The sequence below is a fragment of the Radiobacillus sp. PE A8.2 genome (genome assembly GCF_045635475.1).
Lineage (GTDB): Bacteria > Bacillota > Bacilli > Bacillales > Amphibacillaceae > JBJGXI01.
Genome location: NZ_JBJGXI010000009.1, coordinates 92,447 through 119,306, shown reverse-complemented (window position 1 = coordinate 119,306; position 26,860 = coordinate 92,447). Strand labels below are relative to the sequence as shown.

The following is a 26,860-nucleotide window of genomic DNA, read 5'->3' as shown; positions in this document are numbered from 1 at the left end:
AGGATTAACATGAAGCATATTGAAGATTTACTCATCAAGGCATTTGAAATGCAAGCATCTGATTTGCACATAACAATTGGTACACCGCCCGTGTTACGTATACACGGGGAGTTACAAGCTTTTGGAGAAGAAGCCTTACGTCCAAAAGATACGGAGGAAATGGCCAGAGCGATTCTAAAAGATTGGCAGTGGGAAAAGTTAGTCGAAGAAAAAGAAATTGATTTAGCGTATGGGATTAAAGGTGTATCCCGGTTTCGTGTAAATATATACCATCAACGCAATAATATTTCGTTGGCGATACGAACTATTCCTGCAAAAATACCAACATTAGAGGAATTACAAACCCCTGAAGTGTTAAAGAAGATTGCAGGAGTAAACCAAGGCTTAGTACTCGTTACTGGCCCAACTGGAAGTGGGAAGAGTACCACGTTAGCAGCGATAATTGATTATATGAACAAGCAAATGGCTCGTCATATTATTACGTTAGAGGACCCGATTGAATATTTACATAGTCATAACAAGTGTATTATTAATCAACGTGAAGTAGGGTTTGATACGAATAGTTTTGCTAATGGGCTGCGCGCTTCATTAAGACAAGACCCTGACGTCATTCTTGTAGGGGAGATGCGTGACCTAGAAACTATTTCAACAGCAATTACTGCTGCTGAAACTGGTCACCTAGTTTTAGGAACGTTACATACAACCGATGCTGCATCAACAATGGAGCGGATTATTGATGTATTTCCAGCTGATCAAAAAGGACAAATTCGTGTACAACTTGCCAATGTATTAGAGGCAATTGTCTCCCAGCGATTATACCAGACTGTTGATGGCAGGGGTAGAAGAGTTGCGATGGAAATCTTGCGTAACACTGCACCGATTAAAAATTTAATCCGTAATGACAAGATGCACCAAATCGCAAGCTTTATGCAAACATCTAAAGAACAAGGGATGCAAACGATGAAAATGAGTATCACAGAGCTTTTAAAACAACGCGTCATTGCTGAAGAAGTAATGATTTCCTATACGAATAATTAGAGGTGTTACCATATGTCCTATTATAGCTATCAAGGAAGAGATCGAGTAGGAAAACTGAAAAAGGGTAAAATAAGTGCTGACACAAGGCAAGAAGCAATGGGACAGTTAAAAGGTCAAGGGATCGCCGTTTTCAAAATAAAAGAGCTGAATAGTGTTCTGTACATGGATATTTCATTTGGAAGTAAGGTAAAAAACCGTGATTTTGTGCTATTTTTAAGGCAATTCTCGACATTAATCGAAGCGGGTATCCCATTAATCGAAACAACGACTATCTTGCAAGAACAAATTGACAATCCTGAATTAACGAAAATTCTAGAAGATGTTAAAGAGGATTTGGAAGCGGGGGTTTCTTTATCCCAAGCATTTAACAAGTACCCAAAAGTGTTTCCAAGCTTGTTCATTAATATGATTATTGCTGGTGAGGCAAGCGGTACCTTGGATGAGGTATTGAATAACCTAGCTAATTACTACGAGAATCAATTCCGTCTCAAGCAAAAAGTTGTTTCAGCACTAACGTATCCGCTAATCATCGCCTTTATTACCATACTTGTGACGATGTTTTTACTTGCATATATCGTACCAACTTTTGCGAATATGTTTGCATCGATGGGAGAAGAACTTCCCGCCTACACTGCATTCGTCTTAAAAATCAGTGGGTTTTTACAAGATTTCTGGTGGACGATTCCAATCTTGATTGGTTTAATCATCGTTGGCTACGGGTATTTGATGAAACAAGATCAGTTTGCATATCGCGTTGACGTGATTAAATTACGAATTCCGATATTCGGAAAATTAATGCAAAAAGCAGTGATGGCAAGGTTAACAAGAACGCTTAGTTCTTTAATAAATAGTTCGGTACCTATTATTGATTCCGTGCAAATCGCACAAAAAATTGTTGGTAATAGAGTCGTCGAAGCAGTTTTAAAAGAGAGTGCAGAAACACTCGAACAAGGGGAATCGATGGCAGGACCGATGGACAAGCATTGGGTGTTTCCTGTATTAGTGACGCAAATGATTGCGGTGGGTGAGCAATCGGGTTCCCTAGATGAAATGTTAAAAAAGGTAGCCGATTTCTATGACGATGAAGTTGAAGAAGTAGCCGATCGGTTAAAAAGCTATATTGAACCAGTCATGATTGTGCTACTAACTGGTGTCATCGGTTCGATCGTACTCGCTATCGTTATACCAATGTTTGCAATTTATGATGCTTTTTGACAAAAAAACAAAAAATATGCTATTAAGTTATAAAATTATTGTGGACAACAATTGTTTGTCTAGTATAATATAACTAGTAAGAGCGGGATGCTATGAACAGCTACCACTATATGGGCACTTTGGGTAGCTAGGAGCAAGTAGTGCAACCGACTGACTTCAAACAATTATGTTTTAGATAAATATGATTTGGGGAGGACAACAAACATGTTAAAAAAGTTATTAAAAATGATGAAAGATGCTAAAGGTTTTACTTTAGTTGAGTTATTGGCTGTAATTGTTATTTTGGGGATTATTGCTGCGATCGCTGTTCCGGCGATTGGGAGTATTATTTCAGATACGGAAGGTAAGGCACATGATTCAAACGTAGAAATGGTAGAAGAGGCTGCTCGTTTAGCTGTTGCAGCAGGTGAGAATCCAATAGATCATACTGACTATACAGGGTTTACTGCAGATGAATTGGTTGAATTAGGTTACCTAGAAGAAGTGCCTGAGGATCCTGAATCCGGTGAAATTTATACCACTGCTTATGTTGAAGTAGACACTGAAGCTACGGGTAGTAACAAGTATAATGTAAAATTAACTTATACTGCTCCTGAATAATTGAAAAGTTAACCTTGACACTAATAGTGTCAAGGTTTTTTAAATAATGACCACTATAACCATATTAGGGAGTATGTGAAATGCAATCATTCTACATCCTTTATTTCTTCATCACCGGTATCATCTTCGGTTCTTTTTACAACGTAGTTGGTATCCGTGTCCCCAACAAACAGCTTTTCGAATCACAGCGATCTTATTGTCCTCATTGTAATCATACGCTGAAATGGTATGAGCTTATTCCTGTCTTCTCTTTTATCTTTCAACGCGGAAAATGTAGAAGCTGTCATAAACCAATCTCCATACTTTACCCTGCCATTGAACTGTTTACAGGTATTCTATTCATGTACAGTTATATTCATTTTGGATTCAGCAAGGAACTTGTCGTTTCGTTGCTTTTCATGTCATTATTGGCTATCATAGTTGTAACAGATCTTCGTTATATGCTCATTCCTGACAAAATTCTGCTTTTCTTTTTACCTTTGCTTGTAATTGCCCGCATTTGGGTACCGTTAACACCATGGTGGAGCTCCATCGTTGGAGCGGTAATTGGTGTGGTACTATTAGCGCTTATTATTATCGTAAGCAGAGGCGGTATGGGTGGCGGCGATATGAAGTTATTTGGGCTATTAGGTATTGTGCTGGGGCATAAATATGTGTTGTTAGCATTCTTTTTATCGACGTTGTATGGAACGGTTTTAAGCATCCTTCTAATAGCATTCGGCTTAATAGAACGGAAAAAACCTGTACCATTTGGGCCATTTATTGTGTTAGGAACAATTACTACATATTTTTTTGGTGATACCTTGATTAATTGGTATCTAAATCTCTTTTACTAAAGTGGGTGATATCATTGTCGGAAGCACAACAGAAACGTGTCAATATTATTATTACTGATCATGTGATTCGATATATGTACATAAAAAAGCCATCAGTGGATGGTGTTAAGGATTACGGGGAAAAACCACTTCTTGCCGGTATTGTGGAAGACGGCAAAATTAAGGACCAAGCTGCCTTTGAAAAGGTATTAAAAAGTCTTGTTAAAGAAAAGAAATGGAACCGCCAGCCACTATATTTTTGTGTGCCAGAAACAGCAGTTTCGATTCGTGAGCATGTTGTGCCAAAAGGATTAACAAAACAGGAAATAAAAAGCTATGTTTATATGGAGCTTGAGGAAAATTTGAGCTTTCCATTTAAAGATCCGATCTTTGATTTTGAAGTTATTGGAGAGGCAGAGGACAAAACGAAAATTTTACTGTTCGCTTATCCACGTGAGCGGGTAAATCAATTTGTGCAAACATTTCAAAATGCAGGGTTGAAACCGGTAGTAGCGGATTTATCTTCTTTATCTTTATATCGATTGTATTATTCATTAAATAAAGCGAGCCAGGATGAAAATCTGTTGGCGGTTCAATGGGGCAAGGATGCAATTGTTCTTACTGCGTTTAAGCAGTTAAAACCAGTATTTACACGTTACATTAAAACATCGAGTGATCCGCTTCGATATGACATTTTAACGAAGGAATACGTATTAACTGAAAATGATGCACTTGTGGAGCAATACATTGAATCTCAATTAGTTACAATTCAGCGTTTTATGGATTTCTTCCAGTTTTCCGTTTCTGATTCATCAGAACCTATTACAAAGCTTCTTCTTGCTGGTGATTTCCCTGATATGGAAAAGATTGAGATGTTTGTAAAAGAACGCTTTTCTATTTCAGTGGAATCGATGCACAATAATTATGAAGCACTACAGATCCCTGCTAAGTTTTCTGATGTATTAGGCTTAGCATTAAAAGATAACAAGGAATAGAGAGTTGGACTTGGCTATGATCGTCGAAATTAACCTTATCGAGCCGAAAAAAAGAAGAAATCGTGCTCCTTACTTTATATCATTCATATCTATCTTACTAATAGCGGGTATTCTATTTTTGTTGTACTGGGGAAATAATTACTTTAACCAACAAATAGACAATATTCAACAACAACTAGCAACCAATCAAGAAACGGTGCAAGAAGTTAGAGCAGAAGCAGCTCTACAAGACAATAGAGCTTTATTGCAAACGCAAATTGTGCAAATTGAACAGTCGATTTTTCCAACTGTTGCTTTGATGGACTATATGATTCAATTGTTACCTGATGGCGGGGTTTTTCAGAGTTATAGTCATGGAGATGCAGCGATTACGATTGCAACACAGATGGATACTTTTTCTGACACTGCTGCCTTTACCAATACGCTTCAACAGCAATCGTTTATAACCTCTGTGGAAGCAAATGCGGTGCAAGCAACGGGTGTGGCAGAGAATCAATATGATTATCTAGCAACTTATGTAATAACGATCGATGAACAAGCTTGGATGAAAGAGGCGAATCCAGAATGAAGATAGAGTGGAATCGTACATCATTAATAGTATCCATATTAAGTGCCATTATAGTGATCGGTGTTTGTTTCGCTGGCTATAGCTACTACATACAACCAACGTTAGAGCAAAAGCAACTCTTGGCTGATCAATTAGCAATACAAGAAGAAGTTATTGCTAATCAACAGAATGGTGCGTTAGAAAGCTCGACTGAATTACAAAGAATCGTGCCGGTTGAAAATAATTTTCCTGCGCTTCTATTACAAATGGAAGAAGTAGAAGCAGCAACAGGTAGTCAAATTATGAATATTAATGTCACATCAGAGAACGCGCAAGCAATCAACAATACAAATGAAACAAACCAAGAAGCGGCAACAACTACTAATACAGAGCGTGTTTCCTACCAGTTAAACGTTGTTACGACTAATTTTAATACAATGCACCGATTTATTGATCAGCTATCAGAATTGGAACGTCTAGTCGAGATTGATAGTATCCAATTTAGTCAACAGCCAGAAAATAATTTTAACTTTACTGTTTCAATTTCGACGTTTTATTCGCCAGAGTTGTCAAACTTGGAAGTTGAAGCACCTGATTATAACTTCGAACAACCGGCAAACAAGCGTAATCCGTTCTAAGCGAAACGTGAGAGAATTGTAGAAAAATTGTACACTTCATCTGACAAAAGTCGCCTTACTTTTCATCTTGTCTGTGATAGAGTGAAACAAACTCTAGTGCAGAAGCGAGGGAAAAAAGTGGACAAGCAAAAAACGATTTCAATACGGATGAACGGAAAAGAAACGATTATACCAAGTGAAAACAAAGCACGAGAGACTTTCGAAGATTCTTATAAAGAACAAGCAGCTACGCTGGATAGCAATTATGATCCAGATGATCTTATTGAATATGAAAAAAGAGACACATCTGATACCACTAATTGGTATGATAGCAGCGTCAAAAAACAACGAAATAGAAAGCTTAACCCATCAGCAATTAAAACTTTTGCAGTTGCTGGGGTCTCGGCAACGCTAATTGGATTAACGCTAGGCTTTATTTTATTACGACTATTTGTAGGTATTGGAGAAGATGGAGATCAGACGGCAACTTCTGATAATGCAAACACCGATACGCCTACAACAACGACAGATGATGCCGGATCTGAAACTGGAACAGACACAAGCAGTGAAGTGGGGACAGATGGGTCGTTAGTTGCCTATACTATTGATCCGATGCAAGCTTTCGTTATCCAAGCAGGTGTCTTTTCTACTGTAGAAAAAGCAGAAACTTGGCAAACACAATTTACCGAAGCAGCGTTTCCATCGATGGTTTGGGAACATGAGGGACAGTTTCGCTTATTTGCAGGTTTATTTGCTACTGAGCAATCAGCAGACATTTTTGCAGAACAAATGACTGCGTCTGGATTAGAACCTTATGTAAGACCTTGGCAGACGGAAGCTACAGCAATAGAGCTTAGTTCAGAGGTGGAAGCATGGATTAGTGCTTTTCCCGCTTTATGGCAGGAATCCTTGAAAGAGATTGGCAATGCTAGTGCTTTAGCAACGGATTGGCAGACGTGGGTAGATAAATATCCAGCGCAAAATGCTGAACAACTGCAAGGAGTGCAACAAGCTTCCCAACAATTGATTGCATCACTATCAAGTGGAGCGGAAACAAAACAGCTTCAAATAGAATTATTGCAATTATGGGAACAATATAGTGGATTAGTAAAGCAGGATAGCTAAATATCTTGCTTTTTCTTTTTTACCTTCCAATCTACATCTAAATTGCAATAATTACCTATCGATCATGAAAAAACCTAGGCTGGTAGATCGTTTATTTTTTATTTTTGCGTATTTGTGATGAGAAACTCTTATCGGTAAAATTAATCAAACCATTACTTAGAAAAGGAAGGAAGACTAGAATTGAATCAGCTTATTTTAGCATCAAGCTCACCAAGAAGAAAACAACTTCTGCAACAGATTGGCATCCCGTTTAAGCTAAGAATTCCAGATGTAGATGAGTCCACTGTGAAGGGAAATAGTCCAAAAGATCTTGTTGAAGTGTTAGCGCAAGTCAAGGGAGAGGCAGTAGATCTTAATTTTGATGAGGTGGTATTAAGTGCCGACACAGTTGTTAGCTTTCAAGGAGAAATTTTAACGAAGCCAACAAATGACCAACACGCATTTGAAATGCTATCGATGCTTCGCGGAAAACAGCATACTGTTCATACAGGTGTGATGCTTCGCTCGAAACAAGAACAAATAATTTTTTCAGCGGAGACGATAGTGGAATTTTGGGATGTGACTGATGAATTGTTGTGGGAATACATCCGCTCAGGAGATCCGCTTGATAAAGCTGGTGCTTATGGAATTCAATCACAGGGAGCGGTTTTGGTAAAATCGATCTCAGGTGATTACTTCACTGTTGTAGGCTTACCTATTTCGCTTGTTGTAAAGAAGCTAGAAGCTTTCGATATCTTTCCTACCTTTTCTTCCTAGTAATGGAGTTAAAGGAGGAATCAAAAAAATGACAGTTGATCATGTTTCGTTGAAAGATGTGCCAAAGCAGGACCGGCCAAGGGAGCGGTTAATCGAATTAGGACCTATGCATTTATCAAACCAAGAGCTCTTAGCTATACTACTGGGAACAGGAACTAGAGATGAATCGGTAACAACACTTGCAAACCGATTGCTAATGCATTTTGAAGGCATACATCTATTACAAGAATGTACAATTGAAGAGCTAACTGCAATAAGAGGTATTGGTACGGCGAAAGGTGTGTTGATGCTTGCGGCGATTGAATTGGGTAAACGAATGCATCGTTATAAATCTCAGGACCGATACGTAATCCGTAGTCCTGAGGATGGTGCAGATTATGTTATGGAAGAAATGCGCAGCTTAAATCAGGAACACTTCGTATGTTTGTTCCTTAACACCAAGAATCAAATTTTACACCGACAAACTATCTTCATCGGAAGCTTGAACGCTTCGATCGTACATCCACGCGAGGTTTTCCGCGAAGCTGTCAAAAGGTCTGCAGCCTCGATTATTTGTGCACATAATCACCCCTCCGGAGACCCATCACCATCACAAGAAGATATTCACGTGACAAAACGTCTGGCCGAGTGTGGAAAGATGATTGGAATTGAGCTTTTAGACCATCTTGTCATTGGTGATAAAAAATTTGTATCATTAAAAGAAAAAGGATATTTGTAATACTATCTATTTTGTTGTTTTTTTCGTATAATTAAACATATGGACTGTATGAGATTAAGCGCCATTTTTCAAGAATGCTTCTTGTGACTGGCGCTACTTCTCATTTACTTCATAACGTGCATGCAATAATGGGATTTTTTGCAGGTTATGATTCAGGCCAGACTGCAAAACGTACATATAACTAGAAATTACTACTAGGTGAGTCAATTTCATAAGTACCATACACAGTTACATGCATCTAAAAAGCAGAATGATGAAATTGGCTATGGTTAAATAAAAATGATTGAAGGCTTTAATTTACGCATACAATCCATTAAGACCAGTTCCACTAATAGAACAGGTAAAACACCGATTGATCAAGGGAAAGGGAGATTCATTTTGGCTAGATTCAGTTTCACGCAAGACTTAGGTATAGATTTAGGGACAGCAAATACGCTCGTTTATATAAAAGGAAAAGGTGTAGTCGTTCGTGAACCATCTGTTGTAGCAAGAAATAAAACAACAGGTGAAATTGAAGCGGTAGGTAGCTCTGCTCGTAATATGATCGGACGTACTCCTGGTAATATTTCTGTTATTCGCCCGATGAAGGATGGTGTTATCGCTGATTACGATACAACAGCGGTAATGATGAAATATTACATTAACCAGGCGCAGAAAACACGTTCTACTTTTGCCAGAAAGCCAAATGTTATGGTTTGTGTACCATCAGGAATCACGATGGTGGAAGAACGAGCGGTCATCGATGCAACAAAGCAAGCAGGTGCAAAGGATGCTTTTCCAATTGCAGAGCCGTTCGCAGCAGCTATTGGTGCTGGTTTACCTGTTTGGGAGCCTACGGGTAGTATGATTGTTGATATTGGTGGCGGCACGACAGAGGTTGCGATTATTTCTTTAGGAGGCATCGTGACGAGTCAATCAATTCGTACAGCTGGAGACGAAATGGATGATTCGATTATGCAGTATATTCGTAAGCATTATAATTTAATGATAGGTGAACGTACTTCTGAAGCGATAAAAATGGAGATTGGTTCGGCAGGAAAAATAGACGGTAATGAAGAAATGGATATAAGGGGACGTGATTTATTAACCGGTCTACCGAAGACGATAACGATTACTGCAGATGAAATTGCCTTGGCACTAAGTGACACTGTAACATCCATTGTCGACGCGGTAAAAAACACATTAGAAAAAACTCCTCCAGAATTAGCAGCAGATATTATGGATCGCGGTATTGTATTATCCGGCGGAGGCGCCTTACTCAAACGTTTGGATCAGGTAATTAGTGATGAGACGCGCATGCCTGTATTCGTTGCGGAGGATCCTTTAGATAGTGTGGCAATCGGAACTGGAAAAGCTTTAGATTATATTCATCACTTTCGTTCCCAACCAAATGTATCGTCTCGTTCCAGTTTTGAATAAGTAGGTGTAATGATGGGATTTTTACGTAGAAGACGTCTTTTTGTAATTTTGGTAAGTATTATTGTCTTAATTGGCCTAATTGGATTCTCACTTAGTGACCGAGGAGGCAAAAGTACAGCAGAGCAGTTTGTTCGTGATGCTGTCGGTTGGATGCAGTCGGTCATTCATGCACCAGTCGCTCTTGCTACGAATGTGATTACTAATATTGATGATATGAAGCAAACATATGAAGAAAATCAATTGTTAAAATCACGATTAGCAGAGTACAAAACAGTTTTAGAAGAAGTCCAAACGTTGCGACGGGATAATGAGGATCTAAGAAGCATACTAGATAAAACGGAATCGATCACGGACTATACTCCAATTCAGGCATCGATTATTTCGCATAGTCCTGAACAATGGTTCCAAGTTGTCACGATTAATAAAGGTTTACAAGATGGTGTGCAGGATAACATGGCAGTGATTACTGGTGAGGGAATGGTTGGTAAAATACAAGCAACCTCACAATTTACTTCAACGGTTCTTTTATTAAGTGGGTTTGATCGGTCGAACCGAATTTCTGTATCTGTATCTGTCAAGGAAGAAGGAAATGCGTCCGGATTTATCGTTGGGTATGACGAGGATAGTCAATCGTTATTATTGGAGTTAAATGAATACGACACGTCTTTAACTGAAGGTGACCCAGTGTTTTCGTCAGGTATGGGTGGCGTATTTCCTAGCAACTTAATTATTGGAACAGTTAAAGAAGTTACACCGGATAAGTACGGATTGACTCAGGTTGCCTATGTTACACCGGCTGCCAATCTTTCTGATGTAAACCATGTGATTGTTGTTGATCGTTTAGCTGCAATGCCTCCTGAAACACAAAGCGGAGATGAGGAGGAACAGGAATGAATCGGTTCTATCTTCCTCTGTTGCTTCTCCTACTATTAGCAGCTGAAGGTGTAGCTTTGGATCTACTACCTACTACGCTTGATGCCTATGAATGGATGATTGTACCACACTGGGTGCTCGTTTTTTTAGTGATGGTAGCTGTTCTATATGATCAAGAATATACTTATATTTCTATATTATATGCGATAGTTTTTGGTTTATTATTCGATATCGTATATACAGATGTGTTAGGTGTTTACATGTTTACGTACGCCATTGTTATTTATGCCATTCATGGCCTAAATAAGCTATTGCATACAAGCTTTATTATCGCCATATTGTTCACTACAATTGCGATTGCTTTAGCTGATTTTGGTGTATATTTTATTTATCTGACTATCGGAATAAACAGTATTGATTGGCAAACATATGCTGTTGTTCGATTACTTCCAACCCTTACAGCCAATTTGGTGTTCTTTGTATGTTTATATCCGATGTTAAAAGGTAAACTCATAAAATGGTCAGCAGAGCGATTTGATACGAAAAAGCTGAGCTGAATAGCCAAACAGCATAATAATAATAATATTGTGTTTGATAATAAAATAAGCTGTTTGAAAATAAACGTTTTGAGGTGAACTACCGTGATTGGTAACAAGCAATTAATAACGATTAAAGGAACCCGAGACGGTCTAACTTTATATATTGATGATACGTGCTCTTATCAGAAGTTGTTATCGGAGTTAAGTGATGTATTATCGACTAGAAAAATGGATCAAGATGAACCAATGATAAGAGTAACGATCCAGCTCGGTAATCGTTATTTACATAAATCCCAACAAGAAGAGTTACGGGAGATCATTACAAGTAAAAATAAACTCGTTGTACAATCGATTGAATCAAATGTGATAACAAAGGAAGAAGCGTTAGCTTGGAAACAAGAAAGTGACATAAAAGTAATCTCTAAAATTGTTCGGTCTGGACAAGTTATTGAAGTTCAAGGTGATATGTTACTAATTGGAGATGTAAACCCTGGAGGTAAAATTAGTGCCAGTGGAAATATATTCGTGTTAGGTAGTCTCCGTGGGATCGCTCACGCTGGTATTTATGGTGATAGAGAATCTGTTATTGTCGCAGCGTATATGATGCCGAATCAGTTAAGAATTGCTGATAGCATTAGTCGGGCGCCAGATCAAGAATCTGAAGGCGTACATATGGAATGTGCTTACTTTAATACACAGGATTCAAAAATCATTATTGATCGACTACAAGCTCTTTCACAAAAACGACCGGATTTAGACGGGTTTGAAAGGAGAATGTTAAATGGGTGAGGCAATAGTCATAACATCGGGTAAAGGTGGAGTTGGCAAGACAACAACTACAGCTAATCTGGGAACTTCGCTTGCATTATTGGGTAAAAAGGTTTGCTTAATCGATACAGATATTGGGCTTCGAAATCTGGATGTTGTCATGGGGCTAGAAAACCGTATTATTTACGATATTGTAGATGTTGAAAAAGGTAGATGTAAATTGCATCAAGCATTAATAAAAGATAAACGATTTGACTGTCTTTTCCTTTTGCCTGCCGCACAAACAAGTGATAAATCAGATGTTACTCCAGAAGGTATCGAAAAAATTGTGAATGAATTGAAGCAAGATTATGATTATGTTCTAATTGATTGTCCGGCTGGTATTGAACAAGGCTATAAAAATGCAGTGGCAGGTGCCAATAAGGCAATTGTAGTTACTACACCAGAGAAATCTAGTGTTCGTGATGCTGATAGAATCATAGGTTTATTAGAAAAAGAAGATATTGAGCCACCTTATTTAATTATAAATAGAATACGAAATCATATGATTAAAAATGGCGATATGCTAGATATAGATGAAATTGTGCAGATCTTATCGATTCAACTTTTAGGTATTGTTGCGGATGATGATGATGTTATCAAAGCATCCAACCACGGTGAACCTGTCGCTTTTCAACCAACAACAAGAGCTGGACTTGCTTACCGAAATATTGCTAGGCGTATCTTAGGTGAAACCGTACCACTAATGTCCTTGGACGAACAAAAAGGCATGTTTACCAAGATGAAGAAATTTTTCGGAATGGGTTCATAAATATAAACGGAAAAATCCCTTGTTGAGGGATTTTTTTTGTTTTATTGATTCAAAGTAGGTTGTAGGAGAGAGGAGTTGTTTTCGAATACAAGGTTTGAGGCTTAGGATAGATTTCCCTTGGAGATAATCTCGTGGAGTTAAGCTGCACGACGGCACTTATCTGTGACAAATATCGATTTAACTGAGTTTGGTGGACACCAGTGAACTTATTTTGTTAATTAAGTGCTATTTGGTTTAGAGTTTCGTCCAATATGCCTGATGGTGCCTACTCAGAGGAAAATATACTAAATCAGTGGCTGAACGAGTACGTTTAATGTGAAGAAGCCGAAAGATGTACTAGATCAGCGTTTGAACGAGTACGTTTAAGGCGAAGAAGCGGTAAGATGTGCTAGATCAGCGTCTGAACGAGTAGGTTTAATACGAAGAAGCGGTAAGATGTACTAGATCAGCAGTTGAACGAGTACGTTTAATGGGTTGAAGGAGGAAGATATATTAGATCAGCGTCTGAACGAGTACGTTTAAGGCGAAGAAGCGGTAAGATGTACTAGATCAGCGTCTGAACGAGCACGTTTAATGGGTTGAAGGAGGAAGATGTATTAGATCAGCGTCTGAACGAGTATGTTTAATGCACTGAAGCACCAAGATATACTAGATCACTCCCAACCACAAACAAGCTTTAATTAACTAATTTCCACTCTTTTAAAGCCCGCAAGAAGGTGTCAGGTTACTTCCTACTTCCGCAACATCTCTTGAAATAGGATACTTCATTAATTTCTACTACATTGTAATTCCCAGTCAACCCTGAAAGACAAACGAAGAAATCTATTTTCTTTGACTGATATCGCATATCTCCTTTGATTTGTTCATAGAATTGTACAAACCATATGTGAAGGATAGTGAACAATAATGAAGAGAGATGTGAGTCAAGTACGAAAAGACATTATAAAAAGAAAAAGAGAAAAATCCATCAGACCTACCCCTTCTGCTTCTCACAACACGTATGATCAATCGGTCATATTGCCTCAAGAAGAAGAGCGATATGGATATATGCCGTTTTCTTCGAATATTAGTGGTGATGGTGGAAAAGTAGATACTTTTGTTGCTTCATTTATGATTAAGAGTATTGTAGCAGCTATCCTGTTCTTTGGGGTTGCTATTTTTATTCGGATTGATGCTGCCTGGATGGAGCATCCAAAACAGTGGACGAGCAATGCTTTGACAGAGGAATTTCCATTTGCATCGGTGAATCAATGGTATCAGGAGAAATTCGGCTCGCCCTTAGCACTTACACCTCAAAAAAATAACGAAGAGGGCAGTGCAAGGGCTTTGCCAGTCAATGGAGCAGTTAGTCAAACGTTTCAAACGAATGGACAAGGGATCTTAATAAACTCTGACGAGACAACAGAAGTGCTATCGATGGAAAATGGTGTAGTAATTTTCGCGGGGAATGATCCAGAAACGAATAGAACGGTAATTATTCAGCATCCAGACAGGAGCAAAAGTATATATGGTAACCTGTCTTCGATAAATGTCCATCAATATCAATTTGTCGCTGGTAATCAGTCGATTGGTGAGTTTACTCCTACTGCGGATAATGCCCAATCGGTATATTTTGCTATACAAAAAGGGAATCAATTTATTGATCCTGTTCAGGTGATTAAAGTTGATCACCCTCAGTAAGTATTTTCCTCCGATTCACATTCATCCAATTCTGTGGTTTTTTATTGGACTTGCAGTAATTACGGGGACATTTATGGAAGTTTTTCTGATTTTTTTGATTGTAGTAATTCATGAATTCGGGCATTATACCGCAGCTAGAATCTTCAAGTGGCGAATTAGAGGGATTAATCTGTGGGTGTTTGGTGGTGTTATGGAAACGGATGAGCATGGTAATCGTCCGATTAAACAAGAAATGATTATCGTGTTGGCTGGACCAGTGCAACATGTGCTGATCCATATCATATTACTAGCCTGCTCGACATATGCTTTGCTCCCTTCATCTGTTTTAGAGCTCGCTTTTCAATATAACGCTACGATATTGTTATTTAATTTATTACCGGTTTGGCCATTGGATGGAGGGAAATTACTGATGCTGATTTTGTCAGCAGTGTTTCCTTATCGCAAGGCACATGGCTATACAATTGTAAGTTCTATTTTTTTTTGCGTCGCAGCATTCACTGCTTCCTTGCTACTATTTCCCTTCACGTTAAGCACTGTTCTGCTTTTAACTTTTATCTTATGGGAAAATCGTCTAGAATGGAAACAACGGTATTATGTATTTTTACGTTTTTTATTACAACGTTACCGGGATGGATTGGATAGTAAAAAAACGCAAGTAATTACGGTTGATTCAGACGCAACCATCATTAAAGTATTATCTGCGTTTAAACGAAACTATCGCCACCATATATATATTAAGGATGAAAATATTTTGAATCCACAAAAGATTGATGAACGTGCTTATTTACAAGCATATTTTGGATTAAAACAATATCGAATAACAGCGAAGGAAATTGCAGAATATGAGTAATTGTTAGAGTAGAAACGAGGATAAAGTAATGACCACACTATACATACAAACAAAATCAATCGAGAAAATCGCAGTCGTGACAGAACGTGATAAAATAACGGAGATTACCATCGATCGTCCAGGGTTTTCTACTCAAGTAGGAAATATATACGTTGGCAAGGTAGCTGCGATTGAGGGTGGCATGCAAGCAGCATTCATAGATATTGGTGCGGACAAGGTTGCTTTCCTTAAACGTAACGAACTACCAGAAGCTAAAAAAAATCCGAATGTGTCAATAGAATCCATTATTACAGAAGGACAAACGATAGTCGTCCAAGTGATCAAAGACGCCTATGGTTCTAAGGGTGCGACGTTAACAGCGAATATTACGATTCCTGGAGCTACACTGGTTTATCTACCGTATGGAGATTATGTAGCTGTTTCGAGACGAATTGAAGAGCCTTATCGTCAGCAACTTAAAATATTGCTTGATCAAATCCGAACAGGTGAGGAAGGGGCTATTTTGCGGACCTCCGCACAAACTGCTTCTGCTGAAGTTATTCAAGGGGAATACGAGCAGTTACGGGAAAAATGGTCTGTTTTGGTAACACAGCAAAATAAACAAAAGGTGCCATCTTGTTTATTTCAAGAAAACATCGTACCGGATCGTTTTTTGCGAGATTATGCTGCGCGTGCTGTATCAGCAATTTATTTCGACAGTGTAAGTGAAGCAAATCGGATAAAAGCCTTATTCCCTGCTCTCCGTGATCGAATTCATTGGAAAGAGAAGCTTGAAGCGAGCTTGCCTAAGACAATCAATCAAATGTTGGAGGAGATAACAGATCCATCGGTGAAGCTTTCTGGTGGCATAGAACTAGTTATCGAACACACCGAGGCCCTGACAGTAATTGATATTAATTCTGGGGGATATACAGGAAAGCTGAATAAAGAAGATACCGTAACAAAAGTAAATGTGCAGGCAGCAAATGCCGTTGCAGAGCAGCTAAGGCTGCGGAATGTCTCTGGTCTGATTGTGATTGATTTTATTGGGATGAAATCACGTTCTAATCAGGAGAAGGTTTTACACGTCTTGAATAAGGCGTTGGCAAATGACCCGATCCGTACCGAGGTTTATGGTTTTACGAAACTTGGGTTAGTTGAAATGACTCGAAAACGCGAATCTTATGCACTTTCGCATTTACTTGAAACCGAACACCATAGAAAGCCAGTGTTTTCACCAGATACGAAGGCATACATGCTAGAGAGGGAGTTGCTTTCGTACCGGTCCCATCAGGCAGAAGCGATCTTGATTGATATGCATCCAAACGTTTATAAGGCTTGGACAGAAAATCAACTAAGTGAAAGCTTAATAGATGTGGTAAGACAAGATGTGTATGTTAGGCGAACAAAATCAACCTTAGATTATCAAATCAAGCTGGCTGGAAGCGGTCAACTAATCGCTGACTTTATAATTGAAAAAAAGGCGGATTCTATTGACAAACTTTTTTAAAACGTGGTAATATAGGTCTGTTGTCTAAAAGTAGCACCCGTTGCTACAACCGCGCAGAACAGGTTTTTAAGTCCACGTGACACCTGTATGGCGAGTCTTAGTCTTAAGAGGAGGTGCAAGTATGTACGCTATTATTGAAACTGGTGGAAAGCAAGTTAAAGTAGAAGAAGGCCAAGCAATCTTTGTTGAGAAATTAGAAGGTGAAGCTGGTGAATCAGTAACTTTTGATAAAGTACTTTTTGTTGGTGGTAACGACGTTAAAGTTGGTGCTCCTTACGTAGAAGGTGCTACTGTAACGGCTAAAGTTGAAAAACAAGGTCGTCAGAAGAAAGTAACTGTAATCAAGTTTAAAGCAAAGAAAAACTACCGTCGTAAACAAGGTCACCGTCAGCCTTATACAAAAATTACGATTGAAAAAATCAACGCGTAAGGTTTGTTAAAGCATGATTAAAGTGACTATTTACCGAAAAGACGATACGATTTATGCGTTTGAACTAAGCGGCCATGCTGAAAGTGTTTCAGAAGGTGAAGATTTAGTCTGCGCTGGTGTATCGGCAGTAACGTTTGGTACTGTCAATGCCATTGAGAAGCTTTGCGAATTTGAGCCGAGTGTAGAAATGGCTGGTAAAGAAGGCGGATACTTACGAATGGAATTGCCTGAACACTTAACAGATACTATTTTAGAAAAAACACAATTGTTACTAGAGGGTATGCTCGTATCCTTAGAAACAATTAATCTTGACTATGGTCAATATATGACGATTTCCAATAAATAAGGAGGTGCAAACCAATGCTACGTCTAGACTTGCAATTTTTCGCTTCGAAAAAAGGGGTAGGTAGTACAAGAAACGGTCGTGACTCTGAATCAAAACGTCTTGGTGCTAAACGTGCTGATGGCCAATTCGTATCAGGTGGATCAATTCTTTACCGTCAACGCGGTACAAAAATTTATCCAGGAACAAACGTTGGCCGTGGAGGAGACGACACTTTATACGCAAAAACTGATGGTGTTGTTAAATTCGAACGTTACGGACGCAATCGCAAAAAAGTGAGCGTGTACCCTGTAGCTCAAGAGGCTTAAGCTTAACACAACAAGGACTCCAACCATTTTCTGAAATGGAAGGAGTCCTTTTTAATTATCTGAATCCAAATTCAAAAATCATGTAACAGGCATTCAGCCATTGTCTTTCCTGCATTTTTTCTGCTATAATTTTCATATTGCATTAGTGCGTGCGTTCATTGAATTGGACAATCTCTTAAGGGAGCGAAGGGGAATGAATGAACAAGAGATCATTCAATTGTTGCGGCACCATCGCCATGATTGGTTAAATGAAGTTCAACTATTGCTAGGCTACACTAGTATGGGAAAATTAGAAAAAGTGCAAAATAAACTTCAAAATAGCATTGCTATAGCAGAACAAGAAAGAAAATTGATGAATTTGAATGTGCCTAAGACGGCACTTTGGTTAATAAGCTTTCCTATGCATCATGATAATATTCGCATAGCTTATCAGGTAGATGTCGAACAAGTAAATGTAGCAGCGTATGATGAGCGAATTGTTCAGCAGTGCCAGGATATAATAAATACGATGAATGCTTTTAGTTCCAAGATGGAATTTTATGAAGGAAATCTACTTTTTGGTTACAAAAATCAAACGTTAGAAATAGAACTATCTATGACAGGTACTTTTGATAACGTAGAGCAATTAAAGCACGTATTAGAGCAGTCCAATGTACATAAAGTAAAGATTGAACAAAAATCCGATAGAAAAATTCATTGCAAAGTAACATGGATGTGCAGCGAAAGAGGTGACTGATTATGTTTGTAGATCAGGTGAAGGTATACGTAAAAGCAGGCGATGGTGGTAACGGTTTAGTTGCCTATCGTAGAGAAAAATATGTACCAATGGGTGGACCTGCCGGCGGTGACGGCGGAAACGGTGGCGATATCGTCTTTGAAGTCGATGAAGGCCTAAACACACTTATGGATTTTCGATATAAAAAGCATTATAAAGCAACTCGTGGTGAAAACGGGATGAGTAAGGGCCAACACGGAAAAAATTCGCCTCCTATGGTATTACATGTTCCACCAGGTACAACTGTAAAAGATGACGAAACTGGTCAAGTTATCGCTGATTTAATTGAACACGGCCAGCGCGCAGTTATCGCTAATGGTGGTCGTGGTGGTAGAGGGAATATCCGCTTTGCGACAGCGAGAAACCCAGCGCCAGATATTGCTGAAAATGGGGAACCAGGGCAAGAGCGTGATATTCAGATTGAATTGAAACTTATTGCAGATGTTGGTTTAGTCGGATTTCCGAGCGTCGGGAAGTCGACACTACTTTCTGTTGTTAGTGCAGCGAGACCAAAAATTGCTGATTATCATTTTACAACACTTGCACCGAACCTTGGTGTTGTCGAGACGGAAGATCATCGTAGCTTTGTGTTAGCCGATTTACCTGGATTGATCGAGGGGGCGCACGAGGGTGTTGGACTTGGTCATCAGTTTTTACGTCACGTGGAGCGCACACGGGTAATTGTACACGTGATTGATATGGCTTCTACAGAAGGAAGAGATCCGTACGAGGACTTTGTAACGATAAATGAGGAACTGCGACAATATGATCCAACCTTAATGAACCGTCCTCAAATCATTGTCGCTAATAAAATGGATATTCCTGAAGCAGAAGAACAGTTGGAGTTTTTTAAAGAACAGTTAACGGATGATTATCCAATCTATCCTGTTTCAACGATCACAAAGGAAGGGCTTCGCGATCTATTATTTGCAGTTGCTGATAAGCTGAGCATGATACCGAAAGAAACGAAGCCATTAGAAGAACTACCACAACGTGTTGTTTATCGTCACGAGAAGGAAGCGAAAGGGTTTGAAATTACTCGAGATCCTGATGGTGCTTACGTAATACTCGGTGATAAAGTTGAAAAGCTATTTAAAATGACGGATTTCAATCATGAAGAATCGATTCGTCGATTTGCACGTCAGCTACGTGGTATGGGAGTAGACGAAGCGTTACGAGAAAAAGGTGCTGAAGATGGGGATACCGTCCGTCTATTAGAATACGAATTTGAATTTATCGAATAATCAACTGCTTACGTCAGGACGTTCTAAAGGGGAATGGGGAGCATGAGCCATAAAGAGGAGAAATTTTATTTAGTTAGAAGTGATATTCTTCCCGAGTCAATGCGCAAAACGATTGAAGCGAAAGAATTGCTAGAGAGAGGTAAGGCCGATTCTGTCTATGAAGCGACAAAGAAGGTCGACTTATCTCGAAGTGCTTTTTACAAGTACCGCGATGCAGTTTTTCCTTTCCAAGCTATGGTGAAGGAGCAAATCGTTACGTTATTTTTTCATGTTGAGGACCGCACAGGCGCACTGTCTAATTTGTTATCGACGGTGGCACAGGCGGGAGGAAACATTTTAACAATTCACCAAACGATTCCTCTGCATGGAAAGGCGAATGTAACGATTTCCTTGAATACCTCTGGGATGTCGCTCGATATCGAAGTATTAATTGAGCAATTTAAGCAGTTTGATTTTGTATACAAAGTAGAAATACTAAGTTCAGGTGCGTAGGACAGGGGGAGCTGGAAATGTCGGAAATAGGATATTTGGGACCAAAAGGAACGTTTACGAAAATCGCGGTAGATGCGCTTTTCAATGGAGAAGGAAAAAAGAGCTATACAACAATTCCCGAATGTATCGATGCTGTTGAAAAAGACGAGATCGAGCTGGGTGTTGTGCCATTAGAAAACACGATAGAAGGCTCGGTCAATTTAACTGTTGATTATTTAATACAAAATCGATCACTTAAAATCGTCGGAGAAGTGATTGTACCAATTAGACAACACTTGATGGTGCACCCGGACAACGTGTCCAATTGGGAAAACTTAGATGTCGTTTATTCGCATTCCCATGCGATTGCCCAATGCCACCATTTTCTACATGATAATTTAGCAAGCACGACAGCGGAGTACACCACATCGACAAGTGCGGCGGCTAAGTATGTTAGTGATCACAAGCATTTAAATATTGGTGCAATTTCTAACCATCTTGCAGCACAGGAGTATGGATTAACAATCGTGAAAAAGGATATACATGATTTTTCTAACAATCATACGCGCTTTGTTGTACTACATAAAGATAGTTACCCTTTCGAAGCGAAAAAACTTGAGCTTAAAGGAAACAAAACTACTTTAGTCGTTACGCTAGGTTCTGATCAAGCTGGTGCGCTACATCAAGTATTATCAGTATTTGCATGGCGCAAGCTGAATTTATCAAAAATTGAATCGCGACCAATGAAAACAGGTTTGGGCAATTATTTCTTTCTTATCGATATTGAGCAACTAATGGATGATGTGCTTATTCCGAATGCGATTGCAGAGCTGGAATCTCTTGGATGCACGGTGTCTGTATTGGGAAGCTATCCGTATTATATGGTAAACGGACATTCTGGATAAACTGAAAACAACCAATCACAACGATTTGTGATTGGTTGTTTTTTTTATGATTCTAAAGCGAAGCCTGCTTCTACAAGTGAGTTATATGCTGATTGAAGCTTGTCTTCTGAGTCCGATTCTAGTGTGTGCAGATGCACACCGTCTTCAGTAAGTTGAAGTAGATAAGGGGCATTGGTTGCTTGCACTTTCTTAATGAATAGATCGACTTCAATTCGGTTACTAACCATAATCGATGCTGTTAAATCACCATATACAGGATGCTCAATAAATACGTTTTTGACGGTTACACCGTGATCGACGATAAGCTCTAACTCTTTTCTCGTGTTCTCAGGTGTATGACTACACGCAACAGTAAGCTGGTAAGTATTCTGTTGCTGGTTATCTTGTAAATACAAATAGCCTTGGCTCGTTGCGATGATTTGCTCCTGTCCAGCTTTTAACAGCGATATGTCTTGAACAACTACTTGTCGACTCACATTGGTTAGCTTGGCCAGCTCACCACCCGTTATCGGCTGGTTACGTTCCTTTAACAATGATAAAATAAACTGCCTGCGTTTATCTCCTGCTAGTTTTTTGGATTCATCCATGTGTAGCACCCCTTCCTGTCATACTTGCCGATAATTGAAGACAAATTGTAGCAGCCTTTGTAATATCAGCAACTGTGGTTTGTTTGCCGAGCGATAGCCGAATAAATCGCTTTGCTTCTACATCAGTTTTCCCAACTGCTAGCATTGTTTTTGATGGCTGCTGTTGGCCAACGCTGCACGCACTTCCGGTTGAGATGGCGATATCAGCACGATTGAATTCCAACATCGCATAATCACCTTGAAGACCATCTAAAAGGATGCCAATAATGTGTGGTAATTGTCCATTTTTGCTGGTGAACACATGACCAGCAAAACCCCCGTCATCTAGTAAGTTGATAAAACGCTCTCTAAGGCTTGATATTTTCGTGAGTTCTTGCTCCATAGCTATACAACTTGCTTGCGCTGCTGTCACAAATGCCGCAATGCCAGGGACATTGACGGTACCTGCACGAAAGCCGTTTTCCTGATTTAGACTTGTTGAAGTTGACTCCCAAGCAACACTAGGATTTAAATAAACGGCTCCTACACCCATCGGTCCATAAATTTTATGCGATGAAATCGAAATGCTATCAATTTTTGATTCTTTCATATTGATCGGTAATTTTCCAAAGCTTTGCACACAATCACTATGAAAAAGTGCACCATACGTGTGAACGAGTTCTGCAATCTCATTAATTGGCTGGATTACGCCGATCTCTGAATTTACATGGTGAATGGAGACGAGCACTGTCGTATCGCGGATTAATGTCGCTAAGTGATTGATGTCAATTTCCCCGTGTTCATTAACAGCTACGTAGCTTACCTGATATCCTTGTTTTGTAATTTGTTGAAAATATGATTGCAGTGAGGCATGCTCCATTCTAGTCGTAATTACATGCTTTCCGTTTTTTTGATTGCCTCTTAAAATTGCATCAATTGCTAGCACATTTGATTCTGTTCCACCACTCGTAAAATAAATACCACTTGCATCAGCGTGCAATAAAAGTGCTAATTCCTGTCTTGCATGCTCTAACAATTGCTTCGCTCGTGAACCGATATCGTGCAAGCTGCTCGGATTACCATACATGTTTTTGGATACTTCATTATAAACTTGTAAAGCATGATCACTAACCGGTGTTGTTGCTGCATAATCTAAGTAAATCATAGGTTATACTCCCTTTCACTTCGTCTCCGAGCTCTGTTAACTATATCCTATCATAATACTCGAAAAAAAGTCTTGTCATCTATCAATTTATGTGTAAATATAGGTGTAAAGACACTTGGGTAAAGGTGGGCTTATGATTAAAAAAAATATTGTCATTGTTGGTAGTGGCTTAGCTGCCCTAACGGTGGCTGATAAGTTAAGTGAACATGCACAAATGAATGTGATTATTTTAACAAAATCAAACAAACAGCACAGTAACTCCGTTCGTGCGCAAGGTGGGATTGCTGCCGCGCTAGAAAATACTGACAATTGGCAGGCTCATTTTACAGATACGATCGAAGCTGGATGCCATATAAACAATCCGTATACCACACAAGTTTTGGTTGAAAAGGGACCAGCATATATTGAAAAATTAATCACTCAAGGTTTAAGTTTTGATACAAATCCAGACGGAAAGCTTTTGTTTGGAAAAGAAGGTGCCCATCTACATCGTCGTATTTTACATGCAGGCGGTGATAGAACTGGGAAGGTTATCATGCAATTTATGATGAACCGGATAGAGAACAAGGTGGCAATCGTCGAGGATCAAGCTGTTGTTGATTTAATTGTAGCTGATGGTCATTGTGTAGGTGTAGTGGCGTGTGATTCTAATGACGCACATACAACGTATGCAGCAGACAATGTTATTTTAGCTACGGGTGGTTGTGGAGGTTTGTTCGAGGTTACTTCTAACGATCCGACCATTGTTGGTGACGGAATCGCTTTGGCTTATCACGCAGGAGCTACGCTTGCTGATCTTGAATTTATTCAATTTCACCCAACGATGTTACAAGTTGGTGGTAAAGCATACGGGTTAGTATCTGAAGCGGTTCGAGGCGAAGGTGCGACTTTGGTAAATGCCGACGGTACAAGAATTATGCAAACTGTTCATCCGTTAGCAGATTTAGCTCCTCGTGATGTAGTGGCAAGAGAGATTCACACACAGATGTTGAATGGAAATCAAATCTATTTGGATATTTCAATGATTGATGATTTTGCAGTGAAGTTTCCAACGATTACTTCATTTTGTGAAAAAGCAAGCATAAATATAGACACAGGATTGATTCCTGTTGCCCCTGGCGCGCACTTTTTGATGGGTGGGGTAAAAACAAATGCTGTAGGTCAAACGAGTGTGAAGGGCTTATATGCGGTAGGTGAGGTTGCCTGTACAGGTGTTCACGGGGCTAATCGACTGGCGAGCAATTCATTATTGGAAGGAATTGTGTTCGGCAACCTTGTTGCTAATAACATTATAAAAAAAGCGATGCAAAATAATATAAAAAGACAAATACCGAAGCATTCCCCGGTAAGGGTATCTCCTATAAAAGTGCCTAGTAAGCAAGAAATAAAACAGATCATGACTACCTTTGCAGGAATTGAAAGAACACATGAAGGCTTAGAGAAGGCAAAGAAATGGCTGGAACAGTTCAACGTTAAAGAAAACTTGCAAATGCATGTGATGAATTGCACGAAAGAACAAATGGAAATCATTCATATGCTGACAACGGCTTGGTTAGTTGTTACATCCGCACAAGCCCGTAAAGAAAGCAGAGGCGGGCATTACCGTAAGGACTACCCTTTTGGAGATGATAAAATATGGCTAAACCAGTCGATTATTCGAAGCAAGGAAGAAGACATGGCCCAATCCCATTCAATAGCTATTGGAGGAAGTCGATGAATAATATTAAACTAACAGAACTATTAAACGAATTTTTTATAGAGGACATCGGTGATCGTGATTTAACGAGTGAACATATTTTTCCAGCAGAGCAACAAGGCATGGGAACTTTTATTGCTAAGCAATCGGGGGTCCTAGCTGGAGTAAGCATTATTGAAAAAGGCTATTCATTGTTAGACCCGACAATCGAAGTTAGTCTCCACAAACGAGATGGTGACGTTGTAGAAGCTGGCGAAAAGATAGCCACAGTTTTTGGCAGTGTCCGAAGCTTATTAACAGGAGAACGCGTGATTCTAAATCTGATGCAGCGGATGAGTGGAATTGCAACGATAACCAAACAAGCAGTCACAACTTTAAACAGTGAGACGACGAAAGTTTGTGATACGCGGAAAACAACACCTGGCTTAAGAATGTTTGAAAAATACGCAGTTACTTGTGGCGGAGGTAAAAACCATCGTTTTGGTTTATATGATGGTGTTATGATCAAGGATAATCATATTGCTTTTTGCGGATCAATTGCGAAGGCCGTTTCAAAAGTAAGAGAACAATTAGGTCATATGGTGAAAATTGAAGTAGAAACCGAGAGTAAAGAGCAAGTAGAAGAAGCGGTTCATGCTGGTGCAGATGTGATTATGTTTGATAATCGTACACCAGAGGAAGTGCGATCGTTTGTCCTACTCGTGCCATCCCATATTATTACGGAGGCATCTGGTAATATCTCAATTGACAATATTGCTGACTACGGAACGACAGGAGTTAACTTCGTCTCTCTCGGATTTCTAACCCATTCCGTAAAAGCACTTGATATTAGCTTTAACGTTACTAGTAAAACAGGGGGGAAGCAAAATGAGTTTGTTAGAAACGTTTAAACAACTGCATCAAGACATGCCAGAAAAATATAAAACACTTAGTAGAGAAGAAATGGAACATAGGGTAAGAGAGATTAAAGAAAAGTTTGGTAGAAAACTATTTATTCCTGGTCATCATTATCAAAAGGATGAGGTCATCCAATTTGCTGATGCTGCTGGTGACTCGTTACAATTAGCGCAAATATCCGCTCAAAACAAAGATGCCGAATATATTGTTTTCTGTGGCGTTCATTTCATGGCTGAAACTGCCGATATATTGACAGATGATCATCAGAAGGTTATCTTACCGGATATGCGTGCTGGCTGTTCGATGGCCGATATGGCTGATATTGATCAAACAGAAAGAAGCTGGAAGATACTACAAGATACATTTGGTGATACTGTATTGCCACTAACATACGTAAACTCAACAGCTGCAATTAAAGCATTTGTTGGAAAAAATGGTGGAGCAACAGTAACATCATCGAATGCCAAGCAAATGGTGAAATGGGCATTCGCACAAAAGCAACGGATTTTATTTTTACCAGATCAACACTTGGGAAGAAACACAGCTTATGATTTGGGTGTACCACTTGACGAGATGGCTGTATGGAACCCACGTACGGACAGTTTTGAATATGAAGGTGATTTGGAGAAGGTTAAAGTGATTCTTTGGAAAGGTCACTGCTCTGTGCATGAGAATTTCACAGTTAATAATGTCGAAAATGTACGTAAACAGTATCCAGATATGAATATACTTGTTCACCCAGAGTGTAGTAGAGAGGTTGTCGGACTATCCGATTATGCCGGTTCAACCAAATACATTATCGATATGATTAACGAAGCACCAGCAGGCAGTAAATGGGCAATTGGTACGGAGATGAACTTAGTTAATCGGATCATCGCCAATCACCCCGACAAAGAAATTATTTCATTGAATCCTTATATGTGTCCGTGTTTGACGATGAATCGAATCGATTTGCCGCACTTATTATGGGCATTAGAAGAGTTAGAACAAGGCAATATAATAAATCAGATTATCGTAGATGAAACAACCTCACAACAGTCTACAGCGGCGCTTGCGCGTATGCTGCAAACAGTTTAATAACAAATTATATACCCTAAAGTGTAGTCACGCTTGGTCTGCCTTATAGGGTATTTTTTTTCTTTTTGAACAGGGGCTGGTCAAGTCCTTTGACCTTCGAATGGACTATAATTAGTTTTACGCAATGT

Annotated in this window: 30 protein-coding genes, 1 riboswitch and 1 other annotated feature; of the genes, 28 read left to right on the top strand and 2 right to left on the bottom strand. The window is 39.2% G+C overall.

The genetic code is table 11. The features are described 5' to 3' along the window. The first annotated feature begins 9 nt into the window (after positions 1-9). The 25 genes from ACI6MV_RS07325 to pheA all read left to right on the top strand — a co-directional run bounded on the left by ACI6MV_RS07325 (position 10) and on the right by pheA (position 21,331). Entirely contained in the window at positions 10-1,038 is a 1,029-nt protein-coding gene (locus ACI6MV_RS07325) for a type IV pilus twitching motility protein PilT (protein ID WP_407269614.1), read from the top strand. Positions 1,039-1,050: 12 nt separating this feature from the next. Beyond that, a complete protein-coding gene (locus ACI6MV_RS07320) occupies positions 1,051-2,253 on the top strand; it encodes a type II secretion system F family protein (RefSeq protein ID WP_407269610.1) in 1,203 nt (400 codons plus the stop codon). Between the two features lie 76 nt (positions 2,254-2,329). Beyond that, positions 2,330-2,414, top strand: a riboswitch (cyclic di-GMP riboswitch). 43 nt (positions 2,415-2,457) lie between these two features. Beyond that, entirely contained in the window at positions 2,458-2,853 is a 396-nt protein-coding gene (locus ACI6MV_RS07315; protein ID WP_407269609.1) for a prepilin-type N-terminal cleavage/methylation domain-containing protein, read from the top strand. A gap of 80 nt (positions 2,854-2,933) precedes the next feature. Further along, a complete protein-coding gene (locus ACI6MV_RS07310; protein ID WP_407269608.1) occupies positions 2,934-3,689 on the top strand; it encodes a prepilin peptidase in 756 nt (251 codons plus the stop codon). 14 nt (positions 3,690-3,703) lie between these two features. Beyond that, positions 3,704-4,663 (top strand): type IV pilus biogenesis protein PilM, encoded by a 960-nt coding sequence (gene pilM, locus ACI6MV_RS07305; RefSeq protein ID WP_407269607.1) that lies wholly within the window; start codon positions 3,704-3,706, stop codon positions 4,661-4,663. Between the two features lie 16 nt (positions 4,664-4,679). Continuing rightward, entirely contained in the window at positions 4,680-5,231 is a 552-nt protein-coding gene (locus ACI6MV_RS07300) for a PilN domain-containing protein (RefSeq protein WP_407269606.1), read from the top strand. Continuing rightward, entirely contained in the window at positions 5,228-5,848 is a 621-nt protein-coding gene (locus tag ACI6MV_RS07295; protein WP_407269605.1) for a hypothetical protein, read from the top strand. Before ACI6MV_RS07300 ends, ACI6MV_RS07295 begins: the two co-directional genes overlap by 4 nt. Before the next feature lie 117 nt (positions 5,849-5,965). Next, positions 5,966-6,952, top strand: coding sequence for an SPOR domain-containing protein (locus tag ACI6MV_RS07290; RefSeq protein WP_407269604.1), 987 nt, complete (start codon positions 5,966-5,968; stop codon positions 6,950-6,952). A gap of 180 nt (positions 6,953-7,132) precedes the next feature. Further along, positions 7,133-7,708 (top strand): Maf family protein, encoded by a 576-nt coding sequence (locus tag ACI6MV_RS07285; RefSeq protein WP_407269603.1) that lies wholly within the window; start codon positions 7,133-7,135, stop codon positions 7,706-7,708. 28 nt (positions 7,709-7,736) lie between these two features. Then, on the top strand, positions 7,737-8,426 hold the full coding sequence (gene radC, locus ACI6MV_RS07280; protein WP_407269602.1) for a RadC family protein: 690 nt from the start codon (positions 7,737-7,739) through the stop codon (positions 8,424-8,426). A 378-nt stretch (positions 8,427-8,804) separates the two neighbouring features. Further along, positions 8,805-9,845, top strand: a complete 1,041-nt coding sequence (locus tag ACI6MV_RS07275) for a rod shape-determining protein (protein WP_407269613.1) — start codon at positions 8,805-8,807, stop codon at positions 9,843-9,845. A gap of 12 nt (positions 9,846-9,857) precedes the next feature. Continuing rightward, entirely contained in the window at positions 9,858-10,739 is an 882-nt protein-coding gene (gene mreC, locus ACI6MV_RS07270; RefSeq protein WP_407269601.1) for a rod shape-determining protein MreC, read from the top strand. Next, complete coding sequence (gene mreD / locus ACI6MV_RS07265) at positions 10,736-11,275, top strand: rod shape-determining protein MreD (protein ID WP_407269600.1); 540 nt, start codon at positions 10,736-10,738, stop codon at positions 11,273-11,275. Before mreC ends, mreD begins: the two co-directional genes overlap by 4 nt. An 84-nt stretch (positions 11,276-11,359) precedes the next feature. Next, positions 11,360-12,046, top strand: a complete 687-nt coding sequence (minC, locus tag ACI6MV_RS07260) for a septum site-determining protein MinC (RefSeq protein ID WP_407269599.1) — start codon at positions 11,360-11,362, stop codon at positions 12,044-12,046. Then, positions 12,039-12,836, top strand: a complete 798-nt coding sequence (minD, locus tag ACI6MV_RS07255; protein WP_407269598.1) for a septum site-determining protein MinD — start codon at positions 12,039-12,041, stop codon at positions 12,834-12,836. The genes minC and minD overlap by 8 nt, the downstream gene beginning before the upstream one ends. 906 nt (positions 12,837-13,742) lie before the next feature. After that, a complete protein-coding gene (locus tag ACI6MV_RS07250) occupies positions 13,743-14,516 on the top strand; it encodes a peptidoglycan DD-metalloendopeptidase family protein (protein WP_407269597.1) in 774 nt (257 codons plus the stop codon). Then, entirely contained in the window at positions 14,500-15,366 is an 867-nt protein-coding gene (locus ACI6MV_RS07245; protein ID WP_407269596.1) for a M50 family metallopeptidase, read from the top strand. The genes ACI6MV_RS07250 and ACI6MV_RS07245 overlap by 17 nt, the downstream gene beginning before the upstream one ends. 28 nt (positions 15,367-15,394) lie before the next feature. Next, complete coding sequence (locus ACI6MV_RS07240; RefSeq protein WP_407269595.1) at positions 15,395-16,855, top strand: Rne/Rng family ribonuclease; 1,461 nt, start codon at positions 15,395-15,397, stop codon at positions 16,853-16,855. A 37-nt stretch (positions 16,856-16,892) separates the two neighbouring features. Next, positions 16,893-16,963, top strand: a sequence feature (ribosomal protein L21 leader region). Between the two features lie 13 nt (positions 16,964-16,976). After that, positions 16,977-17,285: a 50S ribosomal protein L21 gene (gene rplU, locus ACI6MV_RS07235; protein WP_407269594.1), complete on the top strand. Its 309-nt coding sequence runs from the start codon at positions 16,977-16,979 to the stop codon at positions 17,283-17,285. A gap of 13 nt (positions 17,286-17,298) precedes the next feature. Further along, positions 17,299-17,631 (top strand): ribosomal-processing cysteine protease Prp, encoded by a 333-nt coding sequence (locus ACI6MV_RS07230; RefSeq protein WP_407269593.1) that lies wholly within the window; start codon positions 17,299-17,301, stop codon positions 17,629-17,631. Between the two features lie 14 nt (positions 17,632-17,645). Then, positions 17,646-17,936 carry a 50S ribosomal protein L27 gene (rpmA, locus tag ACI6MV_RS07225; RefSeq protein ID WP_407269592.1) on the top strand — a complete coding sequence of 97 codons (291 nt, stop codon included), beginning with the start codon at positions 17,646-17,648 and terminating at the stop codon, positions 17,934-17,936. Positions 17,937-18,129: 193 nt separating this feature from the next. Next, on the top strand, positions 18,130-18,672 hold the full coding sequence (locus ACI6MV_RS07220) for a Spo0B domain-containing protein (RefSeq protein ID WP_407269591.1): 543 nt from the start codon (positions 18,130-18,132) through the stop codon (positions 18,670-18,672). A gap of 2 nt (positions 18,673-18,674) precedes the next feature. Then, a complete protein-coding gene (obgE, locus tag ACI6MV_RS07215; protein ID WP_407269590.1) occupies positions 18,675-19,955 on the top strand; it encodes a GTPase ObgE in 1,281 nt (426 codons plus the stop codon). A gap of 42 nt (positions 19,956-19,997) precedes the next feature. After that, the gene (locus ACI6MV_RS07210) at positions 19,998-20,447 is read left to right on the top strand and encodes an ACT domain-containing protein (RefSeq protein ID WP_407269589.1); all 450 of its coding nucleotides are present in this window, start codon (positions 19,998-20,000) and stop codon (positions 20,445-20,447) included. 17 nt (positions 20,448-20,464) lie between these two features. Further along, positions 20,465-21,331 (top strand): prephenate dehydratase, encoded by an 867-nt coding sequence (pheA, locus tag ACI6MV_RS07205; protein ID WP_407269588.1) that lies wholly within the window; start codon positions 20,465-20,467, stop codon positions 21,329-21,331. Positions 21,332-21,375: 44 nt separating this feature from the next. Here pheA and ACI6MV_RS07200 read toward each other — a convergent pair whose 3' ends face one another. Both ACI6MV_RS07200 and ACI6MV_RS07195 read right to left on the bottom strand, forming a co-directional pair. After that, positions 21,376-21,918: a transcription repressor NadR gene (locus ACI6MV_RS07200; protein WP_407269587.1), complete on the bottom strand. Its 543-nt coding sequence runs from the start codon at positions 21,916-21,918 to the stop codon at positions 21,376-21,378. Continuing rightward, entirely contained in the window at positions 21,911-23,062 is a 1,152-nt protein-coding gene (locus ACI6MV_RS07195; RefSeq protein WP_407269586.1) for an IscS subfamily cysteine desulfurase, read from the bottom strand. Before ACI6MV_RS07195 ends, ACI6MV_RS07200 begins: the two co-directional genes overlap by 8 nt. Before the next feature lie 133 nt (positions 23,063-23,195). Between ACI6MV_RS07195 and nadB the strand changes: the two genes are divergently transcribed. The 3 genes from nadB to nadA are packed head-to-tail and all read left to right on the top strand — an operon-like array spanning position 23,196 to position 26,732. Then, positions 23,196-24,779: an L-aspartate oxidase gene (gene nadB / locus ACI6MV_RS07190; protein ID WP_407269585.1), complete on the top strand. Its 1,584-nt coding sequence runs from the start codon at positions 23,196-23,198 to the stop codon at positions 24,777-24,779. Further along, positions 24,776-25,648, top strand: a complete 873-nt coding sequence (nadC, locus tag ACI6MV_RS07185) for a carboxylating nicotinate-nucleotide diphosphorylase (RefSeq protein WP_407269584.1) — start codon at positions 24,776-24,778, stop codon at positions 25,646-25,648. The genes nadB and nadC overlap by 4 nt, the downstream gene beginning before the upstream one ends. After that, positions 25,626-26,732 carry a quinolinate synthase NadA gene (gene nadA, locus ACI6MV_RS07180; protein ID WP_407269583.1) on the top strand — a complete coding sequence of 369 codons (1,107 nt, stop codon included), beginning with the start codon at positions 25,626-25,628 and terminating at the stop codon, positions 26,730-26,732. The genes nadC and nadA overlap by 23 nt, the downstream gene beginning before the upstream one ends. The last annotated feature ends 128 nt before the right edge of the window (positions 26,733-26,860 follow it).

Coding starts and splice junctions, on each gene's coding strand:
- ACI6MV_RS07325 (WP_407269614.1), top strand. CDS start 10: ATGAAGCATATTGAAGATTTACTCATCAAGGCATTTGAAATGCAAGCA.
- ACI6MV_RS07320 (WP_407269610.1), top strand. CDS start 1,051: ATGTCCTATTATAGCTATCAAGGAAGAGATCGAGTAGGAAAACTGAAA.
- ACI6MV_RS07315 (WP_407269609.1), top strand. CDS start 2,458: ATGTTAAAAAAGTTATTAAAAATGATGAAAGATGCTAAAGGTTTTACT.
- ACI6MV_RS07310 (WP_407269608.1), top strand. CDS start 2,934: ATGCAATCATTCTACATCCTTTATTTCTTCATCACCGGTATCATCTTC.
- ACI6MV_RS07300 (WP_407269606.1), top strand. CDS start 4,680: ATGATCGTCGAAATTAACCTTATCGAGCCGAAAAAAAGAAGAAATCGT.
- ACI6MV_RS07295 (WP_407269605.1), top strand. CDS start 5,228: ATGAAGATAGAGTGGAATCGTACATCATTAATAGTATCCATATTAAGT.
- radC (WP_407269602.1), top strand. CDS start 7,737: ATGACAGTTGATCATGTTTCGTTGAAAGATGTGCCAAAGCAGGACCGG.
- mreC (WP_407269601.1), top strand. CDS start 9,858: ATGGGATTTTTACGTAGAAGACGTCTTTTTGTAATTTTGGTAAGTATT.
- mreD (WP_407269600.1), top strand. CDS start 10,736: ATGAATCGGTTCTATCTTCCTCTGTTGCTTCTCCTACTATTAGCAGCT.
- minD (WP_407269598.1), top strand. CDS start 12,039: ATGGGTGAGGCAATAGTCATAACATCGGGTAAAGGTGGAGTTGGCAAG.
- ACI6MV_RS07250 (WP_407269597.1), top strand. CDS start 13,743: ATGAAGAGAGATGTGAGTCAAGTACGAAAAGACATTATAAAAAGAAAA.
- ACI6MV_RS07240 (WP_407269595.1), top strand. CDS start 15,395: ATGACCACACTATACATACAAACAAAATCAATCGAGAAAATCGCAGTC.
- rplU (WP_407269594.1), top strand. CDS start 16,977: ATGTACGCTATTATTGAAACTGGTGGAAAGCAAGTTAAAGTAGAAGAA.
- ACI6MV_RS07230 (WP_407269593.1), top strand. CDS start 17,299: ATGATTAAAGTGACTATTTACCGAAAAGACGATACGATTTATGCGTTT.
- rpmA (WP_407269592.1), top strand. CDS start 17,646: ATGCTACGTCTAGACTTGCAATTTTTCGCTTCGAAAAAAGGGGTAGGT.
- ACI6MV_RS07220 (WP_407269591.1), top strand. CDS start 18,130: ATGAATGAACAAGAGATCATTCAATTGTTGCGGCACCATCGCCATGAT.
- obgE (WP_407269590.1), top strand. CDS start 18,675: ATGTTTGTAGATCAGGTGAAGGTATACGTAAAAGCAGGCGATGGTGGT.
- ACI6MV_RS07210 (WP_407269589.1), top strand. CDS start 19,998: ATGAGCCATAAAGAGGAGAAATTTTATTTAGTTAGAAGTGATATTCTT.
- pheA (WP_407269588.1), top strand. CDS start 20,465: ATGTCGGAAATAGGATATTTGGGACCAAAAGGAACGTTTACGAAAATC.
- ACI6MV_RS07200 (WP_407269587.1), bottom strand. CDS start 21,918: ATGGATGAATCCAAAAAACTAGCAGGAGATAAACGCAGGCAGTTTATT.
- ACI6MV_RS07195 (WP_407269586.1), bottom strand. CDS start 23,062: ATGATTTACTTAGATTATGCAGCAACAACACCGGTTAGTGATCATGCT.
- nadB (WP_407269585.1), top strand. CDS start 23,196: ATGATTAAAAAAAATATTGTCATTGTTGGTAGTGGCTTAGCTGCCCTA.
- nadC (WP_407269584.1), top strand. CDS start 24,776: ATGAATAATATTAAACTAACAGAACTATTAAACGAATTTTTTATAGAG.
- nadA (WP_407269583.1), top strand. CDS start 25,626: ATGAGTTTGTTAGAAACGTTTAAACAACTGCATCAAGACATGCCAGAA.